Annotated in this window: 3 protein-coding genes; all 3 read left to right on the top strand. The window is 61.0% G+C overall.

Annotation, left to right across the window (positions count from 1 at the left end; translation table 11 throughout):
- Positions 1 to 841 (top strand): c-type cytochrome (locus JNL55_RS29015; protein WP_293862883.1); only part of this gene is annotated, 841 nt, incomplete at its 5' end.
- A 14-nt stretch (positions 842 to 855) separates the two neighbouring features.
- Complete coding sequence (locus JNL55_RS29020; protein ID WP_293862885.1) at positions 856 to 1350, top strand: DUF411 domain-containing protein; 495 nt, start codon at positions 856 to 858, stop codon at positions 1348 to 1350.
- A gap of 279 nt (positions 1351 to 1629) precedes the next feature.
- Positions 1630 to 2314, top strand: a 685-nt coding sequence (locus JNL55_RS29025; RefSeq protein WP_293862887.1) for a UTRA domain-containing protein, incomplete at its 3' end; no start/stop codon positions are given.

Genomic DNA, 2314 nt, shown 5'->3' on the forward strand with positions numbered 1-2314 from the left:
CTACGACTCCATGTGCGCCCGCTGTCATCTTTCACCTGGAGCGGCGGCCACGGAACTCAGTCGCGGTCTCTACCCACGACCGCCCAACTTGACGAAGAGCGCAGGCCAGACTCCCGCGCGCGCGTTTTGGATCATCAAGCACGGTATCAAGGCGACCGGCATGCCCGCTTGGGGCAAGAGTATGGACGACGACTACGTTTGGGATTTGGTCGCATTGCTGAGTCAACTCCCGACGATGAGCGCCGAACAGTATGCCGCTGAAGTTCGTGGCAGCGGCGGACACTCGCACGGTGGCGGTGAAACGATGGAGGAGGAAGGGGAGCATGAGCAGGCTGAGGGCGAGGAGGGGCATTCGCACGACGCTGCCACGAGTCAGCCCGCCGAACACGCCCACGGCGCAACCGAGGAATCCCGGACCATGCGCGGGGCTGAGGCGGAGATTGACCAGGACCGTGCGCGGAGCGATGGCCCGCTGGCTATCGTCAAGGCCTTTCATGCGGGGCTCGCATCGGGCAGCGCTTCGCAGGTGGAGAAGTTGCTCGATCCAAACGTACTCATCATGGAAGGCGGCAACGTTGAGCGCTCCCGACAGGAGTACGCATCCCATCATCTGAACTCCGATCTGAAGTTCATGAGCTCCGTGACGTACAAGCTGGAACGGCAAAGCGGAGACACCGTCGGCGATCTTGCATGGGTGGCGAGCGAATCGCGGCTCAACGGCAAATCCGCACCGAAGCCGCTGGAATTGGTGAGCACCGAATCGTTGGTGCTGCGAAGGACGGCCGCGGGCTGGAAGATCGTCCATATTCATTGGTCTTCTCGCAGCGTCAAGAAGGCCTGACCGGAGTTACTCCAATGCATACGATGAAGAAATACGCGTGGCTGTTCGCTGCGCTGATTCATGTGATGTTGAGCGGCTGCGTAAAGCCCAGCGAGTCCGCGCTACCCGAAGTCATTGTTCATAAAAGCGCAACTTGCGGCTGTTGCAAAGTATGGGCTCAGCATCTGAGAAATGCCGGCTTCTCTGTCGTGGTTAGGAATTCGGAGGACCTGACGCCGGTGAAACAGCGGCTGGGTGTCCCGCCGCGCGTCGGCTCGTGTCACACCGCGGAGGTCGGAGGCTACTTCATCGAAGGCCATGTTCCAGTCGAAGACATCGCGCGGCTCCTGCGTGAACGTCCCGATGCGAAGGGCCTTGCGGTGCCCGGCATGCCGCGCGGATCGCCGGGAATGGAAGCGCCGCCGGAGGACGTACAACCGTACGACGTTTTGCTGGTGGCGCGTGATGACAACACGGTCGTCTTCGCTCAACACAACAAGCCCCAGGGAGGACAGCGAACGAGCGAGTAGCACTAAACCTTCCGACCGATTCCTTCAGCCACGCAGGGTCGCGCACTCGCGTGGGGGAGTTCGTGCGCACTTTATTTGTTTGATGCTGGCCTGGTCGCAGCAGTGAGCGCCGTTCGAATGCACCAACAATTCGCCTGCATGACTTTCCGCGCCCAGCGGCGGTGCATCGAAGGATTATCGATAGATAATTTCCGCGAGTTCTTGCGCGAACGAGGCATGCAAGGCTAGGCTTTGCATCAAGGTTGTATATACAACTGCACGGCACATCAGACTAACCCGATGCCAAACAGTCGTCCGAAGTTCGAGGCCATCGTGCACTTCGCTCGCCGCCGGATTCGCAGTGGCAGCTGGATGCCGGGCGACCGCGCGCCGTCGGAGAACGAGCTGAGCGAACAGTTTGATGTGAGCCGCATGACCGCTCGCAAAGCGCTCGATCGGCTGGCCGCGGCCGGTGACATCGTGCGTCGCCGTGGCTCTGGCAGCTTTATTGCGGATGACAGTGTGCGATCGTCATTCCTGGTGATTCGTAACATTGCCGATGAGGTCGCTCAGAGCGGCCGCCGTTACAGCAGTCGCGTACTGCGTCAGTGTGCCGTGACCTGCGACACCGAAACGGCTGCGGCGCTTGAGCTCGACCGCGGCGCCACGGTCTACCACACGCTCGTGGTGCATCTGGCCGACGACGAGGCCGTGCAGCTCGAGTATCGGTACGTTCGCCCGGATGCTGCGCCCGAGTATTTGCAGATCGATCTGGTGAGCGAGACACCGAATCACTACTTGCAGCGCGTTTGCCCGTTGTTCGAGGCGCGGCAGGATGTCACGGCCGCCTTGCCGAAGAAGCGAGAGTGCGAAGTGCTCGGGATCTCGCCCACCGAGCCTTGCCTGCTGATCACGCGTGTTACTTCGTCGAAGCTCGGTCTCGTCAGCTATGCACGAATCCTTGCGCCCTCCAGCCGATATCGAC

The organism is Steroidobacter sp., assembly GCF_016790065.1.
GTDB lineage: Bacteria > Pseudomonadota > Gammaproteobacteria > Steroidobacterales > Steroidobacteraceae > Steroidobacter.